26 protein-coding genes are annotated in these 23566 nt (G+C 59.5%); 7 read left to right on the top strand and 19 right to left on the bottom strand.

Annotated features, from left to right (window positions below; translation table 11 throughout):
* Nucleotides 1-87 precede the first annotated feature (87 nt).
* Nucleotides 88-303 carry a 50S ribosomal protein L31 gene (gene rpmE, locus Q0753_RS13070; protein WP_298721801.1) on the bottom strand — a complete coding sequence of 72 codons (216 nt, stop codon included), beginning with the start codon at nucleotides 301-303 and terminating at the stop codon, nucleotides 88-90.
* 142 nt (nucleotides 304-445) lie between these two features.
* Between rpmE and priA the strand changes: the two genes are divergently transcribed.
* Nucleotides 446-2644, top strand: coding sequence for a primosomal protein N' (priA, locus tag Q0753_RS13065; protein WP_298721798.1), 2199 nt, complete (start codon nucleotides 446-448; stop codon nucleotides 2642-2644).
* Nucleotides 2645-2646: 2 nt separating this feature from the next.
* On the opposite strand, the gene Q0753_RS13060 is transcribed toward priA, so the two are convergent.
* Nucleotides 2647-3237: an LON peptidase substrate-binding domain-containing protein gene (locus tag Q0753_RS13060; protein WP_298721795.1), complete on the bottom strand. Its 591-nt coding sequence runs from the start codon at nucleotides 3235-3237 to the stop codon at nucleotides 2647-2649.
* Nucleotides 3238-3402: 165 nt separating this feature from the next.
* Between Q0753_RS13060 and argS the strand changes: the two genes are divergently transcribed.
* From argS to rraA, 5 genes are all read left to right on the top strand, one after another.
* A complete protein-coding gene (gene argS, locus Q0753_RS13055; protein ID WP_298721792.1) occupies nucleotides 3403-5157 on the top strand; it encodes an arginine--tRNA ligase in 1755 nt (584 codons plus the stop codon).
* Nucleotides 5158-5160: 3 nt separating this feature from the next.
* Entirely contained in the window at nucleotides 5161-5745 is a 585-nt protein-coding gene (locus tag Q0753_RS13050; protein ID WP_298721789.1) for an SPOR domain-containing protein, read from the top strand.
* A gap of 81 nt (nucleotides 5746-5826) precedes the next feature.
* Nucleotides 5827-6357: an ATP-dependent protease subunit HslV gene (hslV, locus tag Q0753_RS13045; protein WP_298721785.1), complete on the top strand. Its 531-nt coding sequence runs from the start codon at nucleotides 5827-5829 to the stop codon at nucleotides 6355-6357.
* 48 nt (nucleotides 6358-6405) lie between these two features.
* Nucleotides 6406-7734 carry an HslU--HslV peptidase ATPase subunit gene (gene hslU / locus Q0753_RS13040; RefSeq protein ID WP_298721782.1) on the top strand — a complete coding sequence of 443 codons (1329 nt, stop codon included), beginning with the start codon at nucleotides 6406-6408 and terminating at the stop codon, nucleotides 7732-7734.
* 98 nt (nucleotides 7735-7832) lie between these two features.
* Entirely contained in the window at nucleotides 7833-8318 is a 486-nt protein-coding gene (rraA, locus tag Q0753_RS13035) for a ribonuclease E activity regulator RraA (RefSeq protein ID WP_298721779.1), read from the top strand.
* A gap of 108 nt (nucleotides 8319-8426) precedes the next feature.
* Here rraA and Q0753_RS13030 read toward each other — a convergent pair whose 3' ends face one another.
* The 10 genes from Q0753_RS13030 to Q0753_RS12985 all read right to left on the bottom strand — a co-directional run bounded on the left by Q0753_RS13030 (nucleotide 8427) and on the right by Q0753_RS12985 (nucleotide 16279).
* Nucleotides 8427-8636: a cell division protein ZapB gene (locus Q0753_RS13030; RefSeq protein ID WP_298721776.1), complete on the bottom strand. Its 210-nt coding sequence runs from the start codon at nucleotides 8634-8636 to the stop codon at nucleotides 8427-8429.
* A 141-nt stretch (nucleotides 8637-8777) separates the two neighbouring features.
* Nucleotides 8778-9560: a serine O-acetyltransferase gene (cysE, locus tag Q0753_RS13025; RefSeq protein ID WP_298721773.1), complete on the bottom strand. Its 783-nt coding sequence runs from the start codon at nucleotides 9558-9560 to the stop codon at nucleotides 8778-8780.
* A 3-nt stretch (nucleotides 9561-9563) separates the two neighbouring features.
* Nucleotides 9564-10499, bottom strand: coding sequence for a cation diffusion facilitator family transporter (locus Q0753_RS13020; RefSeq protein ID WP_298721770.1), 936 nt, complete (start codon nucleotides 10497-10499; stop codon nucleotides 9564-9566).
* A gap of 88 nt (nucleotides 10500-10587) precedes the next feature.
* Nucleotides 10588-11052 carry a tRNA (cytidine(34)-2'-O)-methyltransferase gene (locus Q0753_RS13015; protein WP_298721767.1) on the bottom strand — a complete coding sequence of 155 codons (465 nt, stop codon included), beginning with the start codon at nucleotides 11050-11052 and terminating at the stop codon, nucleotides 10588-10590.
* Nucleotides 11045-12418, bottom strand: coding sequence for an MATE family efflux transporter DinF (gene dinF, locus Q0753_RS13010; RefSeq protein ID WP_298721764.1), 1374 nt, complete (start codon nucleotides 12416-12418; stop codon nucleotides 11045-11047). Before dinF ends, Q0753_RS13015 begins: the two co-directional genes overlap by 8 nt.
* 163 nt (nucleotides 12419-12581) lie before the next feature.
* Nucleotides 12582-13229: an SCO family protein gene (locus Q0753_RS13005; protein WP_298721762.1), complete on the bottom strand. Its 648-nt coding sequence runs from the start codon at nucleotides 13227-13229 to the stop codon at nucleotides 12582-12584.
* A complete protein-coding gene (gene cyoE / locus Q0753_RS13000) occupies nucleotides 13222-14118 on the bottom strand; it encodes a heme o synthase (protein ID WP_298721759.1) in 897 nt (298 codons plus the stop codon). Before cyoE ends, Q0753_RS13005 begins: the two co-directional genes overlap by 8 nt.
* Before the next feature lie 24 nt (nucleotides 14119-14142).
* The gene (locus tag Q0753_RS12995; RefSeq protein WP_298721756.1) at nucleotides 14143-15150 is read right to left on the bottom strand and encodes a heme A synthase; all 1008 of its coding nucleotides are present in this window, start codon (nucleotides 15148-15150) and stop codon (nucleotides 14143-14145) included.
* A gap of 9 nt (nucleotides 15151-15159) precedes the next feature.
* Nucleotides 15160-15609 (bottom strand): hypothetical protein, encoded by a 450-nt coding sequence (locus tag Q0753_RS12990; protein WP_298721753.1) that lies wholly within the window; start codon nucleotides 15607-15609, stop codon nucleotides 15160-15162.
* Complete coding sequence (locus tag Q0753_RS12985; protein ID WP_298721750.1) at nucleotides 15599-16279, bottom strand: SURF1 family protein; 681 nt, start codon at nucleotides 16277-16279, stop codon at nucleotides 15599-15601. The genes Q0753_RS12990 and Q0753_RS12985 overlap by 11 nt, the downstream gene beginning before the upstream one ends.
* A gap of 23 nt (nucleotides 16280-16302) precedes the next feature.
* Here Q0753_RS12985 and Q0753_RS12980 point away from each other — a divergent pair, with 23 nt between their 5' ends.
* Nucleotides 16303-16509 carry a DUF2909 family protein gene (locus tag Q0753_RS12980; RefSeq protein ID WP_298721747.1) on the top strand — a complete coding sequence of 69 codons (207 nt, stop codon included), beginning with the start codon at nucleotides 16303-16305 and terminating at the stop codon, nucleotides 16507-16509.
* Nucleotides 16510-16526: 17 nt separating this feature from the next.
* Here the strand turns inward: Q0753_RS12980 and Q0753_RS12975 are convergent, their stop codons facing one another.
* From Q0753_RS12975 to Q0753_RS12945, 7 genes are all read right to left on the bottom strand, one after another.
* On the bottom strand, nucleotides 16527-17396 hold the full coding sequence (locus Q0753_RS12975; RefSeq protein ID WP_344964214.1) for a cytochrome c oxidase subunit 3: 870 nt from the start codon (nucleotides 17394-17396) through the stop codon (nucleotides 16527-16529).
* 10 nt (nucleotides 17397-17406) lie between these two features.
* Entirely contained in the window at nucleotides 17407-17943 is a 537-nt protein-coding gene (locus Q0753_RS12970; protein WP_298721745.1) for a cytochrome c oxidase assembly protein, read from the bottom strand.
* Entirely contained in the window at nucleotides 17930-19549 is a 1620-nt protein-coding gene (gene ctaD, locus Q0753_RS12965) for a cytochrome c oxidase subunit I (protein WP_298721742.1), read from the bottom strand. Before ctaD ends, Q0753_RS12970 begins: the two co-directional genes overlap by 14 nt.
* 9 nt (nucleotides 19550-19558) lie before the next feature.
* On the bottom strand, nucleotides 19559-20680 hold the full coding sequence (gene coxB, locus Q0753_RS12960) for a cytochrome c oxidase subunit II (protein ID WP_367179508.1): 1122 nt from the start codon (nucleotides 20678-20680) through the stop codon (nucleotides 19559-19561).
* Between the two features lie 700 nt (nucleotides 20681-21380).
* Complete coding sequence (lexA, locus tag Q0753_RS12955) at nucleotides 21381-21989, bottom strand: transcriptional repressor LexA (RefSeq protein WP_298721737.1); 609 nt, start codon at nucleotides 21987-21989, stop codon at nucleotides 21381-21383.
* Nucleotides 21990-22109: 120 nt separating this feature from the next.
* Complete coding sequence (ubiA, locus tag Q0753_RS12950; protein ID WP_298721734.1) at nucleotides 22110-22973, bottom strand: 4-hydroxybenzoate octaprenyltransferase; 864 nt, start codon at nucleotides 22971-22973, stop codon at nucleotides 22110-22112.
* Nucleotides 22974-22978: 5 nt separating this feature from the next.
* Nucleotides 22979-23533, bottom strand: a complete 555-nt coding sequence (locus Q0753_RS12945; RefSeq protein WP_298721731.1) for a chorismate lyase — start codon at nucleotides 23531-23533, stop codon at nucleotides 22979-22981.
* Nucleotides 23534-23566 lie beyond the last annotated feature (33 nt).

The raw sequence follows: 23566 nt of genomic DNA, 5'->3' as shown, positions 1-23566 counted from the left end.
ATAACCATGGGAAACATCGGTGCCATTCACAAGTTGCGCGCAATAAAAAAGGCGCCCTGAGGCGCCTTTTCTTGCGATGAATATCGCTTATTTGCTGCTGGACAGCGCGCCGAAGCGCTTGTTGAAACGGTCAACGCGGCCGCCGCTATCAACCATTTTCTGCTTACCGGTGTAAAACGGGTGGCAAGCGGAGCAAACGTCCAGGTTCAGGCTTTTACCCATGGTAGAGCCGACTTTGATCTCGTTACCGCAAGAACATTTGGCAGTAATTTCGCTGTATTGTGGGTGAATACCGTTTTTCATGGGGACAACCTCTGAATTTGTAGGCCGTGTCGCTATCTGATCCTGTGCCAGACACCACACGAATGATTCACGTTTTGTGAAGGGTGCGAATAATATAGGATCGCCTTTTTACAGGCAAGGTCAAACGGGGGAAAAATCACCAATGTCGATACCGCCACAGTCAGGTTTGCTGCGGGTTACGCTGCCCGTTCCATTGCGGCGGGAATTTGATTACCTCTGCCCCCTGCCGTTGCCCGCTCCGGGCTGCCGGGTTTCGGTGCCTTTCGGCAACAGAACCATGACGGCGCTGGTACTGTCTCACCCCGCCGATTCCGACATCGATGCCACCAAACTCAAGACCATCGGTGCCGTATTGGATGAAGAGCCGATACTGGCCGAGGCCGAACTCCGGCTGCTGGCCTGGGCGACACAATATTATCTGCATGCCCCCGGCGAAGTCTATTTTCAGGCCTTGCCAACCTTGCTGCGCAAGGGCGAAGCCGCTGCCTACCGCAGCACCGCCTACTGGCACCTGCTCGATGCCGAGGCCGGTGTCTCCGCTCAGGCCGTCAAGCAACAACAGGCGCTGACCTTGTTACGCCAGGAGCCTCTGACTGCCGGCGAGCTGGAGGTCCGCGGCATCAGTGGTGCCATTCTGCAGGCGCTGGCCAAAAAGCAGCTGATCGAAAAAAGAGAGCAGTTGCCGAACATCGTCGACTGGCGCACGACCGGCACCGAGGTGGCTGACGAGAACAAGCCCCGCCTGACTACCGAGCAGGCGCTGGCGGTCAGCCTGATCCAGAGTGCGCACGGTTTCAGCCCCTTTCTACTGGAAGGCATCACCGGCTCCGGCAAGACCGAGGTCTATCTGCAGATCATGGAGCCGATACTAAAGTCGGGTAAACAGGTGCTGGTGCTGGTGCCGGAGATCGGCCTGACCCCGCAAACCATCTCGCGCTTTCAACAGCGTTTCAAGCTGCCGATCAGCACCCTGCATTCCGGCATGAACGAACGGGAGCGGCTGGATGCCTGGCTGTCGTGCCGGGATGGCGGCACCGCCATCGTCATCGGCACCCGCTCGGCCCTGCTGACCCCCTTCGCCCGGCTGGGAATGATTATTATCGACGAAGAGCACGACACCTCGTTCAAGCAGCAGGACGGCTTTCGTTATCATGCCCGGGATCTGGCGTTACTGCGCGCCCGCCAGCTCGACATTCCCATCGTGCTGGGCTCGGCCACCCCCAGCTTCGAAAGTCTGCACAATGCGGCCGCAGGCAAATATCAGTTGCTGACCCTGAGCCAGCGACCCGGCACCGCCACCGTGGCCGAGCACCTGCTGCTGGACAGCAAACATGTCCAGATGAACGCCGGGCTCTCGCCCCAGTTGCTTCAGCTGGTTGAACAGGAGCTGGCCAAGGGCAATCAGGTGATGCTGTTCCTGAACCGGCGCGGCTATGCCCCGGCGCTCTTGTGTCACGACTGCGGCTGGCTGGCCGACTGCGAACGCTGTGACGCCCACTATACCTGGCACCGGCATTCCTCCCGCCTGCACTGTCACCATTGCGACCACCAGCGCCCCTTGCCCCCCAGTTGCCCGAGCTGCAACAGCCGGCAACTGGTGGGCACGGGGCTCGGCACCGAGCAGGTAGAGCAGGCCCTGAGCGGACTCTTTCCCCAGTACGGCATTATTCGCATCGATCGGGACAACACCCGGCGCAAAGGCAGTTTTCAGCAACATCTGGAAGGCATTCGCAACGGCAAGTATCAGATTTTGATCGGCACCCAGATGCTGGCCAAGGGCCATCACTTTCCCGATGTCACTCTGGTGGCGATGCTGGATGCGGACGGCGCCCTGTTCGCCAGCGATTTCAGGGCCACCGAACGTTTTGCCCAGCTTTATATTCAGGTGGCGGGCCGGGCCGGACGGGCCAGCAAGCCGGGCCGGGTGGTACTGCAGACCCACCAGCCGGAACACGCGCTGCTGCAGGATCTGGCCAATCAGGGTTATCGCCACTTTGCCCACAGCGCCCTGCAGGAGCGACAGGCCGCCGCCCTGCCCCCGTTCAGCTTTCAGGCACTGTTTCGGGCCCAGGCGACCCAGGCGGAGCAGGTACAGACTTTCTTGCAGCAACTGGTGCAACAATTGTTGCCCAGCCTGCCATCTTCGGTGCTGTGTCTGGGGCCACTCAGTGCCCAGATGGAACGCAAGGCCGGGCAATACCGCTACCAGCTGCTGCTGCAGGCCGGCAACCGGCGCGAGCTGGCGGCGGCCTGTCGCCTGGCGGTGGCGTTAATAGATACCCTGGCCTCGGCGCGCAAGGTACGCTGGTCGCTGGATATCGATCCGGTCGAGCTCTGGTAACCTCAGTGCCGCTGCTCCGGCTGCGACGGCGCGGTCAGCATCGAGATAAGAAAGCCCAGGGCTGGCTGGCAGCTGTCTTCCGCCATCAGCTTCAGTGCCTGGCGGTTTTGCAGCGGCAGCACTTCCAGCCAGCGCTGGGTGACCCAGGCCGCGTCCCCCCACCGGGGCGCGGGATGCAACTCGGCCAGCTCCGGATATTCGGCAAACACTTCCTGCAGCTTATCGGACAGCACCTGCTCGGTCGGTGACAGGCTGCAGGGCTGCCAGTTGTCGAGCAACTCCACCTCGGCCTGCAACAAACCGTCTTCCTCCTGTTCGAGCTGCAGAATATGAAATCGATCTGCGGCTTCCACCGTCAGTCCCAGCAAACCGTCTTCCAGATTATAGAAATCGATGATGTTCACTCGAGTACCGAGCGTAAAGAGATCGCTATGACCGGTCTCGTCACGTTCGTCCAGCATGCCGATGCCAAAACCGATTCCGCTTCGGCTCGCCTCGCTTACCATTCGGATATAACGTTGCTCGAAGATACGCAGCGGCACCTTGCCGCCGGGCATCAGATGCAGGGTCAGGGGTAACAGCGCCAGTTTCATGGCAGATCCCTCCTTTATGAAGTAGCCATAAAGACCCTTTTTTATCCGCTCCACTTTCAATCGGCGCTCTCGCCTTGCCTTGACGGTAGTTTTCTGCACCCGTTATGAGTAGAATTTCTTCCCCCGGGTTATCTCCAACCTTGTCTTAAATTTGGTGAACTGATAATGAAAGAACATATTCAAGCGCTGCTTGAGCAGACGGTCTCTATCCTGAAACAGCAAGGCAAGCTGCCTGCCGAACTGGCTCCCCGCATCCAGGTAGACCGAACCAAAGACAAGGCTCACGGAGATCTGGCCACCAATCTGGCATTGTTGCTGGCCAAGCCCGCCGGACAAAATCCCCGCGCTCTGGCCCAATTGCTGGTCGACAACCTGCCCGCCTCCGAGCTGGTGGCCAAGACCGAGCTGGCCGGCCCCGGCTTCATCAACTTCTTTCTCGACAGCGACTGGCTGGCACGTCAGATAGACGCCATGGTCGCCGACGAACGCGCCAACGTACCGGTGGTAGAGCAGCCGCAAACCGTGGTGGTGGATTACTCGGCCCCCAACGTGGCCAAGGAAATGCACGTGGGCCACCTGCGCTCCACCATTATCGGCGACGCCGTGGTGCGCACCCTGGAGTTTCTCGGTCACAAGGTGATTCGGGCCAACCACATCGGCGACTGGGGCACCCAGTTCGGCATGCTGATCGCCTATCTGGAGAAGCTGGAGCAGGAAAACCCGGACGTATTATCTTCCGGCCTGTCGGATCTGGAACAGTTCTATCGCGAGTCCAAGCAGCAGTATGACGCGGATCCGGACTTTGCCGAGCGTGCCCGGGGCTACGTGGTGAAGTTGCAGGGTGGCGATGCCTACTGTCTGGCCATGTGGCAGAAACTGGTCGACATTACCCTGCTGCATAACCAGCAGGTTTACGACCGACTCAACGTGTCGCTGACCCCGGCCAACGTGATGGGCGAGAGCATGTACAACACCATGCTGGCACCCATCGTCGCCGACCTGCAGCAAAAAGGACTGGCGGTAGAAGACGAAGGCGCCATCGTGGTCTATCTGGACGAGTACAGGAACAAGGACGGTGACCCCATGGGCGTCATCATCCGCAAGAAGGACGGCGGCTACCTCTACACCACCACCGACATCGCCTGCGCCAAATACCGTTACGAGCAGCTGGGCGCCGATCGGGTGCTGTACTTCATCGACTCCCGCCAGCACCAGCATCTGATGCAGGCCTGGAGCATAGTGCGCAAAGCCGGTTACATTCCCGAGTCGGTCAGCCTGGAACACCACGCCTTCGGCATGATGCTGGGCAAGGACGGTCGTCCGTTCAAGACCCGCTCCGGCGGCACCATCAAGCTGGTGGACCTGCTCAACGAGGCAGAAGAACGCGCCGCCGCCCTGCTGGCGAAAAAAGACACCGGCCTCAGCGACGCAGAAAAACAGCAGGTCGTCAGCCGGGTCGCCATGGCCGCGGTGAAATACGCAGATCTGTCCAAGAGCCGTACCACCGATTACATCTTCGACTGGGACAACATGCTGTCGTTCGAGGGCAACACGGCGCCTTATCTGCAGTATGCCTATACCCGGGTGCAGTCCATCTTCCGCAAGGCCGGCGTCACCGCCGATGCCCTGCAGGGCCAAATCAGCATTCAGGCCCCGGCCGAAGAAGCCCTGGCCCAGAAACTGGTGCAGTTCAACGACACCGTGAAGTCGGTGGCCGACAAGGGCTTGCCGCACCTGATGTGTCTGTATCTGTACGAGCTGTCCGGCGCCTTCATGAGCTTCTATGAAGCCTGCCCCATCAACAAGGAGGGGGTCAGCGCCGAAGAACGCAGCAGCCGCCTGCGTCTGTGTGCGGCTACCGCCAAGGTACTGAAGCAGGGCCTGTCGCTGCTCGGCATCGACACCATGGAGCGCATGTAACCCATGCCCAGGGATTACGTCCGGCGCAGCAAGCCCAAAAGCACAAGCAAAGGCAAAAGCAACAGCCGCCCCGCCCGGGGCGGCAGTCGCAGCCGCGCACCACAACGACGCGTTCCCTGGCTGGCCATCATACTGATACTGATGCTGGCAGGCGCCCTGGGCTACCTGATTTCCATCATCAAGGGCGCCGCCGACCATCGTAGTCCTGAGCCACCGCCTGCCGTTACCCACACCCAGGCACCGCCCAAACCGGTGAATCCCATCGATCAGAAACCGGTGGAAAAGTGGCGCTATATCGAGCAACTGGAAAACAAGGAAGTGGTGGTCAATGTGCCCGAGGCGGAAGAGTCGACCCGGCCTTACCTGATGCAATGCGGCTCTTTCCGCTCCTCGGCCCAGGCCGAGCGACTGAAGGCCAAAATTGCCTTTCAGGGGCTGGTGGCTCAGGTTCGCCATAAAAGCGGCAGCTCCTGGCACCGCGTGATCCTGGGGCCTTACGATAGCAAACGACTGGCAGAACAGCACAAACACAAGCTGATCAAGGCAAAAGCCGTGAGTGATTGTGCAATCTGGTTCTGGGAGGGTTGATCTCGCTCGCTGCCGTCCCCATTTCGTTGTTAATGACATTTCTGCCAGCCAGGCTGGCTACACCGTCAAGTGAGGTTTTTAGTGACAACGATCGTTTCAGTTCGCCGTAACGGCAAAGTGGTTATCGGCGGCGATGGCCAGGTTTCCCTGGGCAACACCGTCATGAAAGGCAATGCCCGCAAGGTACACCGCCTGTTTAACGGCAAGGTACTGGCCGGTTTTGCCGGTGGCACCGCCGACGCCTTTACCCTGCTGGAACGCTTTGAAGCCAAGCTGCAGGCGCATCAGGGCAACCTGGAACGCGCCGCCGTGGCGCTGGCCAAAGACTGGCGAACCGACCGCAGCCTGCGCCGATTAGAGGCCCTGCTGGCGGTGGCCGACGACAAGAACTCCTTCATCATTACCGGTAACGGCGACGTGGTGCAGCCCGAACAGGATCTGATCGCCATTGGTTCCGGCGGCTCCTTCGCCCAGTCCGCCGCTCGCGCCCTGCTGGAAAATACCGAGCTGGAAGCCCATGACATCGTCGAAAAGGCGCTGACCATTGCTGGCGACATCTGCGTCTTTACCAATGGTAACCTGACCGTCGAAGAGCTGGATTACAGCCACTGATTTGCTTTCGGGCAGGTGGCAAGCCTGCCCGCACCACAGGATTTGATTATGTCTGATATGACCCCAAGAGAAATCGTCCACGAGCTGGACCGCCATATCGTCGGCCAGGCTGCGGCCAAACGCGCCGTGGCCATTGCCCTGCGTAACCGCTGGCGTCGTATGCAACTGACCCCAGATCTGCGCCAGGAAGTTACCCCCAAGAACATTCTGATGATAGGCCCGACCGGGGTCGGCAAGACCGAAATCGCCCGTCGTCTGGCCAAGCTGGCCAACGCTCCCTTCATCAAGGTAGAAGCGACCAAGTTCACCGAAGTCGGCTACGTCGGCAAGGAAGTAGACACCATCATTCGCGATCTCACCGATATCGCCATGAAGATGACCCGCGAGCAGGAGATGGAAAAATTCCGTCACCGCGCCGAAGAGGCGGCGGAAGAACGGGTGCTGGATGCCCTGCTGCCCAACCCGCGCAACACCTGGGGCGAAGAAGAGAAGGCCGACAACAGCAACAGCCGCCAGATCTTCCGCAAGAAGCTGCGTGAAGGCCAGCTGGACGACAAGGAAATCGAAATCAATGTCTCGGCCCCGCAAATGGGCGTGGAGATCATGTCGCCGCCCGGCATGGAAGAGATGACCAACCAGCTGCAGGGCATGTTCCAGAACCTGTCCGGCAACACCAGCAAACAGCGCAAGATGAAAATCAAGGACGCCGTCAAGCTGCTGATCGAGGAGGAAGCCGCCAAGTTGCTGAATCCGGAAGAGCTGAAAGAGCAGGCCATTCACGCGGTGGAAAACCAGGGCATCGTCTTCATCGACGAGTTCGACAAAATCTGTAAACGCGGCGAAAGCTCCGGCCCCGATGTGTCCCGTGAAGGGGTGCAACGGGATCTGCTGCCGCTGATTGAAGGCAGCTCCGTCAACACCAAGCACGGCATGGTGCGCACCGATCACATGCTGTTTATCGCCTCCGGCGCCTTCCAGGTCGCCAAGCCGTCGGATCTGATCCCCGAGCTGCAGGGTCGTCTGCCCATTCGGGTCGAGCTGGACTCGCTGAATACCGATGACTTCGAGCGCATTCTCACCGAGCCCAACGCCTCGCTGACCGAGCAGTACAAGGCGCTGCTGGCCACCGAAAACGTGACTGTCGACTTCACCAAGGCCGGTATTCGCCGTCTGGCCGAAGCCGCCTGGCGCGTGAACGAGACCACCGAAAACATCGGTGCTCGCCGGTTGCACACCATCATGGAGCGGCTGCTGGACGAGCTGTCATTCGAGGCGTCCGACAAGTCCGGTGACTCCATTCTGGTAGACGAAGACTATGTGGATCGCTACCTCAAGAACCTGGTCGAAGACGAAGATCTGAGCCGCTACATCCTCTAACCCAACCTGCAGACGGGAGCGGTCACACGATTGTGATTGAAAACCGCTCCCGCCTCTTTATACTTGGGATCACCTTGTTTCCAGATGTGGCTGATTCCATGGAATACAATACTTCAGAACTGTGCGATACCTATATTGACATGGTGGACGTGGTCGAACCCATGTTCTCCAGCTTTGGCGGCCGTAATTCCTTCGGCGGCACCATTTCCACCATCAAGTGTTTCGAGTCCTGTGGCCTCATCATGGCGGCGGTAAAAGAGAACGGTGTGGGTCGAGTATTACTGATCGACGGCGGCGGCTCGCTGCGCCGGGCACTGCTTGATGCGGACATCGCCGAAACCGCGGCGGAAAACGGCTGGGAAGGCATCGTCTGCTATGGTTCGGTCCGCGAGGTAGATGCGCTGGAAGATCTGGATATCGGTATTCAGGCCCTGGCCTCCATTCCGGTCGGTGCCGATGACAGCGAAATTGGCGATCGGGAAATTCCGGTCAACTTCGGTGGCGTCACCTTCTTGCCGGCCGATCATCTCTATGCCGACACCACGGGCATTATTCTGTCTCCCGAGCCGCTGGATATCGAATAATCAGTACCATCACAATACAAAAAGGCCAGCCCGAGGGCTGGCCTTTTGTCGTTATCGGCCAATGGTAACGGCTGATACGAATAACGCCGGTCATGCCGGCGTTATGGTTCAGGCGCTTTCTTCAACCTGATCGATTTTACCCAGCAACACCCGCAGGCGCTCTTGCCACGCATCGTGCTGCTGCTTCAGCTGCTGGTTTTCTTCGCCCAGCTGGCCGTTTTGATCTTTCAGCTCGTCCACTTCCATTTGCAACAAGGAAATGGTGTCCACTGCCGCCTGGATTTTGGATTCCAGTTTTTCCAATACATCAAAAGACATGCACTCACCCCTAAATAACGGTTATCCGGCCCGCAGGCCCCACAGCGCCGAGGATACCCCGGCCACCGCAAGACGACAAGCGGCCCCGTGTATCACGATGCCGTTTACCGCAAATTTATGCCGGTTGCGTCAACAAAAGTCTCAAATATTCTGACTCATATCCAGTGACGGCTTGTCCGAACCGGGACGGCCGACCACCCGGGCCGGTACGCCGGCTACCGTGGTGTGGGGCGGCACCGGCTCCAACACCACACTGCCGGCACCAATCTTGGCACCGGTACCCACATCGATATTGCCCAGAATCTTGGCGCCGGCGCCGATCATCACGCCTTCGCGAATCTTGGGGTGACGGTCGCCGCATTCCTTGCCGGTACCGCCCAGGGTGACGCCTTGCAGTATGGAAACATCGTCTTCAATCACCGCGGTTTCGCCCACCACTATGCCGGTGGCATGATCGAACATGATGCCTTTTCCGATACGCGCCGCCGGGTGTACGTCGACCCCGAACACCACCGAAATCTGGTTTTGCAGGTAGGTAGCCAGGGCTCGGCGGCCATGCCGCCACAGCCAGTTGCCAATCCGGTAGCCCTGCAAGGCATGGAAGCCTTTAAGATAGAGCAATGGCGTGGAAAACAGCTCCACCGCCGGATCCCGCTCCTGTACCGCACAAATGTCCATGGCGGCCATATCCAGAATGGTCGGCTCGGCATCCACCACCATTTCGATCACTTCCCGCAGGCTAATTGCCGGCATCACCGAGCTTTCCAGCTTGTTGGCCAGAATAAAGCTCAGCGAGCATTTGAGCGTGTCGTGGTTGAGGATGGTCGAATAATAAAAACTGCCGAGCATCGGCTCTTCTGCAATCATCCGCTGGGCTTCTTCGCGGATGCGCAACCAGGTGCTGGATTGAATGCCGTCTTCCATGGGTTAAACCTTGTCTTCTATGAATTTATGTTCGCTCATATCCTGAGAATGGGCTTCTCGAGGCAGGACCGAGATGGGGTCCATATGAATAATAACGTCGGTATCGGGGAACAACTGATGCAGTTCCCGCTCGGCCTGATCGGCAATGCGATGGGCGCGCACCAGGGGTAACTTGTCGTCCAGCTCCAGATGCAGCTGGATAAACCGGGTTGGTCCCGACTGTCGGGTACGCAGTTCATGCAGCCCGTAGACGCCCTCTACCGCCAGGCAAGTCTCAATAATGCGCTTTTGCTCCGCTTCCGGCAACCGCCGGTCAAGCAGCATCTGCACCGCGTCATAACCGATTTTCAGCGCGCCCTTGAGAATATAAGCCCCGATCAGCAGTGCAAAAGCTGCATCGGCCCAGTGCCAGCCAAACCAGGCCAGTGCTATCGCCACCAGCACGCCGACGTTGAGCAGAATATCCGAGCGATAGTGCAGCTGATCGGCGCGAATCGCCACCGAGTCGGTTCGCTTGATCACATACCCCTGATACAACACCAGACCAATGGTCAACACCAGCGAAAACAGCATCACCCAGATACCCAGCTCCGCATGGGTGACTTCCTGCTGGTTAAACAGCCGGGAGATGCCGTTGATAATCAGGAAAATGGCCGAGCCGCTGATGAAGGCGGACTGGGCCAGCCCGGCCAGTGATTCCGCCTTGCCGTGACCGAAGCGATGATCCTTGTCCGGCGGCACCAGCGCATAACGGATGGCCATCAGGTTGATAAGCGAGGCGCTGATATCGAGCAGCGAGTCGGTCAGCGAGGCCAGCATGCTGGCCGAACCGGTATAAAACCAGGCAAACAATTTCGCCAGAATCATCAGTCCGGCCACCAGGGTGGCGGCCACCGCTGCCGTGGTGACCAGACGAGAATAGGAAGTGGAATTTGTCATGCGTCAGCCGCTAAATTAAATTTGTTCCAGTATACCCCTGTCCCGCACCTATGTTGGTACCGGAAAGAGTTCATCACCCGCCATCGCCTCACAGCGCCCCGGCAAAGTCGTGCTGGCGCCAGGCTTCGTAACTGATCACCGCCACCGCGTTGGACAGATTCAGGCTGCGGCTGTCCGGCTGCATGGGAATACGAATACGCTGCGCCGGTGCCACCGACGCCAGCACCTGGTCCGGCAACCCGCGGGTTTCGGGCCCGAACAGCAGTACATCGCCGGGTTGATAGGCGGGCTCATGATGGGGTCGGCTGCCCTTGGTGGTACAGGCAAAAATCCGCTGCCCCGCCACCGCCTGCAAAAACGCCGCATAGTCCTTATGCACGCTGATACGGCCAAAGTCGGCATAATCCAGCCCGGCCCGGCGCAGTTTTTTTTCTTCCAGATCAAAGCCGAGCGGTTCAATCAGGTGCAGATGGCAGCCGTTGTTACGCGCCAGCCGCATGATGTTGCCGGTATTGGGGGCTATCTCCGGCTCGTAAAGCGCAATATCAAACATCGTTGGTTTCTCTCATCACGTCGTCATGAACCATAAAACCCTGCCGGCGATCCAGTCGCCACCAGGCCCAGCCCAGGGTCAGCCCCCGGGCCAGCATAAAGCACAGCATGGCCAGCCAGAGGCCATGATTTCCCAGCTCCTGCGCCAGCCACCACACCGGAAAAAACACGCCGGCGGTCGACAGCAGCATCATGTCGCGCATCTCGCGCCCCCGGGTGGTGCCGATAAAGATACCATCGAGAATAAAACACCAACAGGCCGCCAGTGGCATCAACACCAGCCAGGGCAGATACAGGGAGGCCTGGGTCCGTACGGCGGGAATGTCGGTAATCAGTCCAATCAGGGGCTCACCCGCCAGGGCAAAGACCAGGGTGAACAACAGGGCCACCACGCCGCCCCAGAACAGGTTAAGGCCACAGGCCAGACGGAATCCGCTGCGGTTACGCTCCCCTGCCGCCTTGCCCACCATGGCCTCGACCGCATAGGCGAAGCCGTCCAGCCCGAAAGAGATGAACATCAGAAAGTTCATCAGCACCGCATTGGCGGCCAGCACCTCATCACCCAGTCGTGCGCCCTGAAACGTCATGAAAGCGAAGCACAGCTGCAGGCAGAGTGCACGAATGAAGATATCCCGGTTCAGCCCCAGCAGCCGCTTGAAGGCCACCAGGTGCAGGGTTCGTTGCCAGAACCCCGCCGACGGTATCAGGCCTCGCGCCTGCAGGGTACGCCATACCAGCCAGGCGCCCAGCGCCATGGCCAGATAATCCGCCACTACCGAGGCCGCCGCCGCTCCCTTGACCTGCCAGCCCAGCCCCAGCACAAACCAGATATCGAGCAGGATATTGGCCCCGTTGCCCAGGATCAACAACCACATCGGCGCCCGCGCATTCTGGTTGCCCAGCAGCCAGCCCAGCAGCACCAGGTTGGTCAGCGCCGCCGGCGCACTCCAGATCCTGACCGTCACATACTCGCGGCCATAAAGCTGCACCTCGCTACTGCCCCCGACCAGCCAGAACGCCAGCTCCATCAACGGTTGTTGCAGCAACAAAATGGCCAGCGCCAGCCCCCAGGCCAGCAGCAGGCCCCGCGCCAGCACCTGCAACAGGCGTTCGCCGTCACCGGCGCCCACCGCCTGAGCCGCCAGGCCGGTGGTCGACATGCGCAGAAAGCCCAGCAGCCAGAAGATCAGGCTGATGATGGTGGCGCCCACCGCCACCCCACCCAGGTAATAGGCATGTTCGAGATGGCCGATGACGATGGTGTCCACCAGCCCCAGCAAGGGGACGGTAATATTGGACAACACCATGGGCAGGGCCAGCGCAAACACCTGACGGTGTCGGGCCCCGTTAAGAAAAGATGACCACATAAATAACTCTTGATGACTTGGTGAGGGGTGAGGGGTGAGGTGTAAAGGGTAAGGTGAGAGCAGCAATAACCCGACAAGGGTCCCGGCGTGAGGGCGTATTGCCCCCTCACGCCTCACACCTTACCCCTCACCCCTCACCCCTCACCCCTCACTGTTTAATCGTTTAATCGCCCCAGAGGGCCACTATGCCGGAAAAATTTTTCACCAGCTCGGCACCGTTGACCAGCGGCACCGGGTTTTGCTCGTCGAAACCGGGACGAAAGGAGGCGTGCAACTGCCCTTTGGGGTTAACCAGGGCGATGGAGGCGGAGTGGTCAACCAGATACTCGGTCTGGTCCCGCTCGAAGATGCCGTAAATCAGCCCCAACTGCTGCACCGCGGGTGTCAACCGCTCATGGTCGGCGGTGGCCGCCACAAAATCGGGATTGAAGTAACCGGTATAGGCTTTCAGTCGCTCGGGAGTATCGCGAGCCGGATCGGCCGACACAAACACCACCTGCACCTTGTCGCTCAGCCGGGTCAGCTCGGGATAGATTCGTGCCAGATCCGAGAGGGTGGTGGGGCAGATATCGGGACAATGGGTATAACCGACAAACACCAGGCTCCAGTGTTCAAGCAGGCTCTGCTCGGTGAACGGCTGGCCGTCGGCATCGGTCAGCTCGAACGCCTTGAGTGCACGAGGTTCCGGGTACAGTACCACCGCCTCGGTCAGGCTGTTTTGTTGACTCGCATACCAGATGCCGCCCCCCAGGCCCGCCGTCGCCACCAGGGCGGCGACCAGTATCCATGTCCAGCTGCGTGTTTTAGCCATAATTTATCCAGTGATCCGCCAGTATGAGGACAAAAAGCCACATTAAATGGCTGATTGAAAAGCGGAAACATTGTAATGCGGTTTGCGGCTCAGGTCTAAACTTCAACCGCCAGGCCCACTGAATAAAACGCAGGTTGAGCAGCGTCGCTCCCGTCAGATAGAGAAGGCCGGACATACCGACGACCCAGGGCAACAGACAGACCAGAGTCAGCAGCAGGGTGTAGAGCAGCACACAGGTCTTGCTGAACTCGATGCCGTGAGTCACCGGCAGCATGGGGATTTCCGCCTTGGCGTAGTCATCGCGCCGATGAATGGCCAGCGCCCAGAAATGCGGCGGCGTCCAGGCAAAAATAATCATCACCAGCAGCAGCGCATGCCCGTGAAACTCGCCGGTCACCGCGGTCCAGCCCAGCAGCGGCGGCATGGCACCGGCCAGGCCGCCAATAACGATATTCTGCGGCGTGGCCCGCTTCAGCCACACCGTATACACCACCGCATAGCCCAGCAGAGATGCCAGGGTGAGCCAGGCGGTCAGCGCATTGACCCATAACAACAGTATGGCCAGACCCGCGCCAGACAGGGCAAAGGCAAAAACCAGTGCAGGACCGCCCTGCACCCGCCCCTGAGCCACGGGTCTGTGATAGGTACGGGCCATCTTGAGGTCGATGCGCCGGTCCAGCACATGATTGATGGCCGCCGCACCTCCGGCCATCAAACCAATTCCCAGAGTGGCCGCCAGCACCCGCCACGGCGTCGGCAGGGTGTCGGTCAAAAACATGCCCACCACGGCGGTCAGCAGGATCAGAGCCACCACCTTGGGTTTGGTGAGGGCAAAATAATCCCGCCAGCTTGATGTCCAGTTTCCGGATAACAGCGCGCTTCCAGCCATATAGCCTCCATCGGGTCTTTTCCGTCAGTTTCTGTGTATTGCGGCAACCAGGCCATGCACAGGCACCGGATTGGTGCTGGCTCGCCACAAACACTCTCCCGTTCCCGTCATTATCAGCAGCAGCATCGCCGCGCCGGCGTTGTGGGCCACCGCCACTGCCAGCGGCAGGTGCAATACTACATTGGCCACCCCCAGCGCCAGCTGCATCAGAACGCCCAACGCCAGCCAGCTTCCCCAGCGCCGCAGCGCCGGCTGTTGCCACAGGCGCCATGCCAGTATCAGCAACACGCCCGCGGTGACCATGGCCCACAGCCGATGCGCCGCGTGAATGGTGACTCTTTCATCCTGACTGAGCACCCCATACTGGTAGCTTTGTGCCGGCACCCCGTGGGGGTGGAAGGCACTCCACTGCCACTGACTCACCCAGTCACCCTGACACACAGGTAACTCGAGGCAGGCCATGGCCGCGTAGTTGGACGCCGTCCAGCCACCCAGCGCTATCTGCAGCAGCAAGGCACCCAGTGCCAGCAAAAACCAGCCGCCCAACCCGGCGCCACGGTAGGGCATTCGAGGAGGGCGCGTTTTACAGAGCAACAGAAACAGCAAGGCCAGTATGGTGAAGCCGCCCAGCAGGTGCCCCATTACCACAAAGGGCAGCAGGTTGAGCGTTACCGTCAGCATGCCGAGGGTTGCCTGACCACACACCAGCGCCAGCAGTCCCCAGGCAAAGCCCCGATAGGCCCGTTGCGATGAACGCAGCGACCAGAGTGCCATCAGCAATATGGTGCAGCCCAGGGTACCCGCCGCATAGCGATGCACCATCTCGTTGCGGGCTTTGGTGACTTCCAATGGACTGTCGGGAAAGCGCAGCGCCGCCGCGTCATGCTCCTGTGCCGAGCTGGGCACATAGTTGAAGCCATAGCAGCCGGGCCAGTCGGGGCAACCCAGCCCGGCATCGGTCAGCCGGGTATAGGCGCCCAGCACCACCACCATCAGGGTCAGCCCAAAGGCAAAAAGACAGAGTCGGCGCATGACTTCCTCCTATCCGGCCCGGGAAAATTTGAGCAGACGACGCAGGTCGCCGAGCAACGCCTTGCCGGTGGCCCGGTCGCTGGCTTCCTCCCCGCTCAGGGAGTAACGCATGATTAGCATGCCCGGCGGATCGGCAATATAGACAAAGCCGGCCTCCAACCCGTTACCGACCGGCAGTCGCAGCACCGACACCCGGTTGCTGTCCCGCCCCAGCGCGAGATCGATGTTTTCCAGCAATGGCTCGGCCAGCTCACAGGACTCGCATTCCGGGGTGACCGGCAACACCAGCCGCCACTGAGTATCCTCGGTGATTTGCCCCTGTACCCACTCACCATGAGCCTTGACGCCGGGAGTAAACCAGCCCAGGGCAAGAACGAGCCAGGCCAGCAGCACCGGCAGCAAAAAAGCCGCCAGCAAGGCCAGTATCGTTTTATGGCTTGTACGGGTTTTATGCTTCATGTTGCCTCCGATACCACCATGCTGCCGCGCCCCAGATGGCCAGCGTCATGGCAAACCACTGCACCGCATAGCCGATATGCCGCTCCGGCCCCATCACCACCGGCTGCCAGTCGCCTTGTTCAATTCCGAGTTTCAGCACGAAAGGCAGTACTTGTTGTCCCCAGATTTGCGCCAGTTGTTCCGTCTCCAGACTTGAGACACGACGTAGCCGTGGGTCGAAGGGCACCTCGCCCAGAGATAAGGGGGGAACATAAGGACGAATGATGTGGCCAGACAACTGCACCGGCTCATGTTGCGGCGGTATCGGTGGCAGCTTGCGCCGATCCGGATCGGCCGGCCACCAGCCGGTGTCCACCGCCAGCAGACCATGCCGGGTTTGCAGCGGCCGTATCAGCCGATAGCCTGCCCGGCCCGACGCTATCTGGTTATCGAGAAACAGATCGCCACCGCTCAGATAAACTCCGTTCGCCTCCAGCCGGTAGCCATAGGGGGACGACATCACCAGCGCCTCATGCAACGCCAGACCGATATCTCGACGTTGCTGCCATTCCTGCAGCAACAGCCGTTTTTCGTCGGCCCGCGACAACTGCCATACCCCCATGGTGATCATCAACAGACTCATCACCCCGGTCAGTGCCAGCAAACCGCCACTTTTTCCTATACTCAACATCCAGTCTCTCCAGGAACGCATCCATGCTGCTCAAGCTACTGATTGTATTGCTACTGCTGTGTATGATCGGCAACCTGCTGTTAGGGCTAAGGGCCATGCTCTCCCGGCAGGATCCCGTGCTGATGAGTCGTTATATCGGCCGCCGTCTGCTGTTTGCCGTCATCATAGTGCTGCTGTTGCTCGTGGCGCTGGCCACCGGCCTGCTGGTGCCCAATCCCACGCCGGGGTAGAGGCTCCATAAGAGCCTTTATAGAATATAGACAAACACAAACAGACAGAGCCAGACCACATCGACAAAGTGCCAGTACCAGCTACTGGCCTGAAAGCCGAAATGCTGGGCCGGAGTAAAATGTCCCTTGCGTACCCGCAGCCACATGATGAACAGCATCAGGGTACCCAGGGTGACGTGAGCCCCATGAAAGCCGGTAAGCAGGAAGAAGGTGTTGCCGTAAATGCCGGAGTCCAGCCGCAGCCCCAGTTCCTCATAGGCATGCACGTATTCCCACACCTGCAGCGTCAGAAAAGTCAGACCCAGCACCACGGTGAGGCCCAGCCATTGCTTGAGACGCGGGCGCCGTTCCTGCAACAGTGCCAGGTGAGCCAGATGGGCGGTCACCGACGAGGTCAGCAGAATCACGGTGTTGATCAGCGGTAAGCCAAACCAGCCCATGGCGGTGGTTTCGATACCGCCCGGCGTCTGCAGCAGCGGCCAGCTCGCACTGAAGTCGGGCCACAGCACGGCGTTGGTCATGGCGTTGTTACCGGCCCCGCCCAGCCAGGGCACCGCCAGTACCCGCGCATAAAACAGAGCACCGAAGAAGGCGCCGAAGAACATCACCTCGGAGAAGATGAACCAGCTCATGCCCTGACGGAAAGATCTGTCCATCTGGTCGCTGTAGAGTCCGGCGTGAGACTCCTTGATCACGTTGCCGAACCAGCCGAACAACATCACCGTCATCACCAGGGTGCCGGCGGCAAACACCACCGGCCCGGCAATGCCCCCGATACCCGCCGCCCAGAGACCGGCACCGGAAGCCAGCAGAAACAGCCCCAGGGCGCCCACTATAGGCCAGGGACTCTGGGCCGGCACATAATATTGCTGCGTCTTGACCACCATGCTCGTCTCCTTAAGCGCCGCTGCCTGCGGCAGCCTGCTCGCTGATGTCATACAGGGTGTAGGACAGGGTAAATACCTCTATGTCGGCCGGCAGTGCCTGATCCACATAGAAACGCATCGGCATCACCGCCTCGCTCCCCGCCGCTATCGGCTGCTCCTGAAAGCAGAAACACTCGGTCTTGCGCAGGTAGCTCGCCGCCAACCCCGGTGATACCGAGGGAATGGCTCTCAGCACCCGGGCATCGCCACCGGGATTGTTGACGGTAAAGTCCACCTGATGCATCTCGCCCGGGCGCACCTGCAACCGGTGCACCGAGGGATCGAACCTCCCCCGCAGTCCACTGCTCTGATAGGTAACGAACTCCACCGTTACCCATCGCTGCTCGTCCACCACTCGGGACTCGGCCACCGCCCGGGTGGCGGTTTTACCGTTCAGCCCGGTGATGTCGCAGAAGACGTCATACAGCGGCACCAGGGCAAAACCGAACCCGAACATGGCCACCGCCAGCAGGCCGAGTCGAACCGCTATCCTGTTAACGTGAGCCATTGCCTTCTATCTCCGGTGGTGTGCTGAAGGTGTGATAGGGCGCCGGTGACGGTACCGTCCATTCCAGCCCGTGCGCCCCCTCCCAGGGGCTGGCCGGCGCCGTTACTCCGCCGCGGATACACCTGATCAGCACCACCACGAAGATAAGCTGGGACAAGCCGAAGGCGAAGCCACCGATGCTGACCAGGGCGTTAATGTCGGCGAACTGCAGCGAATAGTCGGGAATCCGCCGAGGCATACCGCCGAGACCCAGAAAATGCATGGGGAAGAACAGCACGTTGACCGATATTACCGAACACCAGAAATGCCACTTGGCCAGCCGTTCATTGAACATGTGCCCGGTCCACTTCGGCAGCCAGTAATACACCGCCGCCAATACCGAGAAGATGGCGCCGGTGACCAGCACATAATGGAAGTGGGCCACCACGAAATAGGTATCGTGGTACTGAAAATCGGCCGGGGTGATGGCCAGCATCAGGCCGCTGAAGCCGCCGATGGTGAACAGCACGATAAAGGCCAGGGCAAACAGCATCGGCACTTCAAAACTGAGAGAGCCCCGCCACATGGTCGCCACCCAGTTGAACACCTTGACCCCGGTCGGCACCGAAATCAGCATGGTGCAATACATGAAGAACAGCTCGGCCGCCACCGGCATGCCCACGGTAAACATGTGATGCGCCCACACCAGAAAGCTCAGACCCGCGATGGAGGCGGTGGCATACACCATGGAGGCATAACCGAACAGCGGCTTGCGGCTGAATGTAGGGATGATGGCGGAGATAATGCCGAAGCTCGGCAGTATCATGATGTAGACCTCGGGGTGGCCGAAGAACCAGAAGATATGCTGGAACAGCACGGGATCACCGCCGCCGGCGGCTTCGAAGAAGCTGGTACCGAAGTACTTGTCGGTCAGCACCATGGTCACCGCTCCCGCCAGCACCGGCATGACCGCAATCAGCAGAAAGGCGGTAATCAGCCAGGTCCAGCAGAACAGCGGCAGCTTCATCCAGGTCATGCCCGGCGCCCGAAGGTTCCAGATGGTCACGATGACGTTGATGGCGCCCATGATGGAGCTGATGCCCATGATATGCACGGCGAACACGAACAGCGCGGTGCTGTCGGGTGAATAGGTGGTAGACAGCGGCGCATAGAAGGTCCAGCCGAAATTGGGCCCGCCACCGGGCATGAACAGCGAGCTCAGCATCAACACGAAGGCGAAGGGCAGTATCCAGAAGCTCCAGTTGTTCATGCGCGGCAACGCCATGTCCGGCGCGCCTATCATCATCGGAATCATCCAGTTGGCCAGGCCGACAAAGGACGGCATCACGGCGCCGAAAATCATCACCAGACCGTGCATGGTGGTCATCTGATTGAAGAAATTCGGCTCCACCAGCTGCAGACCGGGCTGAAACAACTCGGCCCGAATCACCATGGCCATGCCGCCGCCCACAAAGAACATGGTCAGGCTGAACAGCAGATACAGGGTGCCGATATCTTTGTGGTTGGTGGTAAACAGCCAGCGCCGCAAGCCTTTGGCCGGGCCATGATGCGCCTCGTCATGGCCCAGATGTTCATCGGCGGTGTCTGTTACGTTTAGCTGTGTCATCCCTGCCCCCTATTGTCCCTGCCTGGCCTGATCAATGTCGCCGGGTTGCACCAGATCACCGGTATCATTGCCCCAGGCATTGCGTTCATAGGTGATCACCGCGGCCAGCTCTTTCAGCGCCAGCTGCTTGTCGAAACTCTGCATGGCACTGCCGGCCTTGCCATACAACACGATATCGATATGGGCGGCCTTGTCCTCGAGAATCAGCTCGCTGCCCTTGAGTGCCGGAAAGGCGCCGGGTATCCCTTCACCATTGGCCTGGTGACAGGCGGCACAGTGGCGTTGATAAACCTGCTCACCAAGCTGCATCAACTCGTCCCGGGTCATTTCCATCGCCAGCAACTGCTGTTCGGCAGCTTTGGCTGCGTCCTGCTCGGCCCGAGTGTCAGCCAGCCAGCCGTCGAATTCCTCGGGCGTTCGGGCATCCACCACTATCGGCATGAAACCGTGATCCTTGCCGCACAGCTCGGCACACTGACCGCGATACAGACCGGGCTGATTGATGCGGGTCCAGGCTTCGTTGATAAAACCGGGAATGGCGTCTTTCTTCACCGCAAACGCCGGCATCCACCAGGAGTGAATGACGTCATCGGAGGTGATCAGAAAGCGGATTTTTCGGTCGGTGGGCAGCACCAGCGGCTGGTCGACTTCAATCAGGTAGTTTTCACCCTTGGCGACCGTTCCCTGAATTTGCTGCGGCAAGGTGGCCAGCAGGCTGTAGAACTCGACCCCCTGATCGAAGTACCGGTAATGCCACTTCCACTGAGACCCGGTGATCTGCACGGTGAGATCGGATTCTGAGGCATCTTCCATCGCCACCAGGGTACGAGTCGCGGGCACCGCCATGGCGATCAGAATGATAAAGGGGATCAGGGTCCAGAGAATCTCGACCTTGGTACTTTCATGAAACTGCGCCGCCTGGACGCCTTTGGCTTTTCGATGGTGGATAATGGCCCAGAACATGACCCCGAATACCAGCAGGCCGATAATGGCGCAGATAATCAGTATGGTCATATGCAGGCCATACACCTTCTGGCTGATATCGGTGACCCCTTCGGTCATGTTCAAACGAGCTTGCGCTCTTGCAGGCAGCGTTGCCAGCAGGGACAACAGCAGAATAATCGGCTTCACACGCACCCCCAAAAGTTCTTCCTGTATTTTTGGTGCACTCGTCTAACGAGTCAGTGCTTGTCGGGCTACCACATCCCTCGGCCCGGCACTCACTAAGTAAAGCACTGATAATGAAAAAGTAAAAAATTGAAGTAAAAAAGGAAGTTAGGCCGATCCCATGAACAGTGGTCTATTCCATCGCTGTGTAAACATCGGACAAAGGGCCCACTCCACCGGCCCGCTTCAAGCACCTCCTTGTGACGCTCAGCACATGACATCCCTGTCATGTGATGGCCGCTGGAGCAGATCCCTTTGTCCTCCTTGATACTCCGGCATGGCCTGTTGCCGCCGCCTTCTGGCTACTCGGTGCTCAAGAAGAGGCAACAGAGAACGACCCCTCGACCGTGAAATGCTATGGCCGGAAAATGCTCCTGCCGTTCCGGCATTCCCGCCCTCCCTGGCGGTCAGACGGCATTTCCGAGCCCCCATGGGGCAGCTTGCTGCCGTATATCTTTGTTGGGTAATGGACCGAATATCCAGTGAATATTCGCAGCCGGTTACCCAGCAAAGATGGCTAGCCCAGTGGCGTGTCGAGGGAGGCGGCTGTGTTGCCTCTGGTCTGAGGCACAAATATGATCAGATACTTAATGGAGTTAATGGAAGGAAACGAAAACGGGGCAGATCAACTACCCCGGAGTGCGCTGTTCAGAACGAGGGGAAATCAGAAGTCGGCGTTGCGGATCACGCCGACGGCCAGGCCTTCGATGGTCAGCTCCTGAGTACGCAGGTCTACCTCGATGGGAGCAAGTTCCTCGTTTTCGGGCAACAGGCTGACCTTGCTGCCCTGACGCTGGAAGCGCTTGACCGTGACTTCATCGTCCAGCCGGGCGACAACCACCTGGCCATTGCGCACTTCCCGGGTTTTATGTACCGCCAGCAGATCGCCGTCCATGATGCCGATGTTCTTCATGCTCATGCCCTTTACCCGCAGCAGAAAATCGGCCGACGGATGAAACAGGGACGGATCCAGCTTGTAATGACTCTCGATATGCTGCTGGGCCAGAATGGGCTCACCGGCGGCAACGCGTCCGATCAGCGGCAGCCCCAATTCCTCTTCTTCCTCGGCGAGGCGAATACCACGAGAGGTGCCGGGCATCATGGTGATGACGCCTTTTTTAGCCAGCGCCTTGAGGTGCTCTTCGGCGGCATTCGCCGATTTAAAGCCCAGCGTCCGGGCAATTTCGGCGCGGGTCGGCGGCATCCCGGTCTGCTGAATATGCTCTTTGATGATCTCCAGTACCTGAGACTGGCGAGGCGTAAGGGCTTTCATAATGGACCTGTTTTTTTATACAGTTAACTGTCAGTATATCCAGTAAATCCGACAGGGCAAGCATAAAATCCGAGCCCTTCCTGCGACCGGTATCCTTGCATCAGCCACCACCCGCTGTGGTTACAGCAACGTCAGTACCACGCCGGCGAATACCAGCATGCCGACGTAGTTGTTGTTGAGAAAGGCGCCGAAACAGGCCATGCGCTCCCGGTCGCGGATCTGCCGCTGCTGGTACACGAACAGGCCGGCCGCACCCAGCAGGCTCCAGTAGAACAAGGCCCCCAACGCGAACGCCTGGCCGGCCGCCACCAGCAACATCAGGGTCACTAGCTGCAACAGACCGACTGCCAGCTTGTCACGACGACCAAACAGGATGGCGGTCGACTTGACGCCGATTTTAAGGTCATCGTCCCGATCCACCATGGCATACATGGTGTCGTAGGCGATGGTCCAGGTCAGATTGGCGGCGAACAGCAGCCAGAGTCCCGGCGGCAGGCTGTTGCTCTGGGCGGCGAAGGCCATGGGAATGGCCCAGGAAAAGGCGATGCCCAGAAACAGCTGCGGCAGGTTGGTGTAGCGTTTCATGAAGGGATAAAGCGCCGCCCAGCCCAGGCCAGCCACCGCCAGTTGTATGGTCAGGGCGTTGGTGGTCAGCACCAGCAGGAAGGAGATACCCACCAGCAGGGCAAAAAAGCCCAGCGCCTGCTTTTCGGTCAGCTCCCCGCTCGGCAGCGGCCGGGCATGGGTACGCTTGACGTGCCCGTCGATATGGCGGTCCGCGTAATCGTTGATTACACAACCGGCGGAGCGCATCGAAAACACCCCGGCCACAAACACCAGCAGCAGCCAGAACGAAGGCCGGCCGTCACCGGCAATCCACAGCGCCCACAGGGTCGGCCACAGCAGCAGCAGGGTGCCGATGGGTTTGTCGAGTCGGGCCAGCGCCATATAGGCACGCCAGCGAGGTCGGGATGGGGTAGTCATGGCGGTCATTTATTTCCTTCCTGATAGGCCTGCGCCTGCGGTAAAAACAGCTCGGTCACCAAGACACCGGCCCTGCCGGTAGACAACAGCGAACGCCGGGCCCAGGGCAAATAATCCTTTGCTGACGGCACTATGTCCTGCATTCGGGTCAACTGCTGCCACTGCGGAGTCGTCAGTTGGGCAAATTCGAACTCGCTGCGCAGTAATTGAGGATCTTCAAACAACAATTCGCCCAGCGCCCGCTGACCCAGCCCGCCCAGCGCCGGCACCGCATTCAGGGTCGAGGGAGAATACAGGGAGCTGGCATAGACCCAGGGCTGCTCATCGCAGAGCAGCAACACCTCACGGCAAAAGGCACGCTCGGCGCCAATCCATGCGGCCTGAGTCGGGGTAAGGGATATTTCGGCGGTGGTGCGCTGTAACTGAACCCGAAACTGCCGGCAATGACGACGCAACCGTTCGGTGAGAGAGCCGGTATCCTGTAGCCAGTGGCACAATAGCCGCTGAGACTGCGGCAACTCCGGCCCCCAGTGCCAGGCATGATCGGCGGTGTTAGTCACTGGCACTTCCTGAAATGGTAAAACACATGCTCG

The sequence above is a fragment of the uncultured Oceanisphaera sp. genome (assembly GCF_947495715.1).
Taxonomy (GTDB): domain Bacteria; phylum Pseudomonadota; class Gammaproteobacteria; order Enterobacterales; family Aeromonadaceae; genus Oceanimonas; species Oceanimonas sediminis.
The sequence above is the reverse complement of the archived record's forward strand: the minus strand, read 5'-3'. Positions and strand labels throughout refer to the sequence as shown.